General features: G+C 38.1%; 2 protein-coding genes. Both read right to left on the bottom strand.

What is annotated here, in order from left to right; genetic code table 11:
- Positions 1-123: universal stress protein (locus AC3G7N_RS22775; RefSeq protein ID WP_489424364.1), on the bottom strand; the 123-nt coding region annotated here is incomplete at its 3' end.
- 39 nt (positions 124-162) lie between these two features.
- A partial coding sequence (locus AC3G7N_RS22770; RefSeq protein ID WP_489424363.1) for an STAS domain-containing protein occupies positions 163-507 on the bottom strand: 345 nt, incomplete at its 5' end.

Genomic DNA, 507 nt, shown 5'->3' with positions numbered 1-507 from the left:
AATCACTTTAATAGTGCCTGCAAACTTTTGCGCCAGTTCAATTGCATGATCTGTTGATCGCAGCGAATGCTCGGAGCCATCGGTCGCCAATAAAATGTTTTGAAACAAGAGCTGCACCTCCATTTGATTTATTAACTCTTTTACATCCACCCAATAAACTCTTTAGTGACCAGACGCTTTTGATAACCCGCCAATCCGATTCTTCAAATGCTGACTATCTTCATTTAATCCCGTATACGTAACGCTTATTCCCTGCTGTTCGAATTTCATTTCAATTTTATCTAATGCACCGATCGCAGAGTCATCCCATAAATGCGCGTTGCTCAAATTAACTTCTACTTCCTCAACGGTATCATGGAAAGTAAATTTTTTCGTGAAATCAGTCACAGATGCAAAGAACAATTGACCATTTACATAATAAATGCGTTTTTCCGTATCATTCACTAATTCATTAGTCACTTTCACCTTGGAAATTTTTGCGGCAAAGAAAATGGCACTTAATAGTAC

It is taken from the genome of Virgibacillus carmonensis, assembly GCF_057836705.1.
Note: the sequence above shows the minus strand (reverse complement) of the source record. Positions and strands in the feature narration are given on the sequence as shown.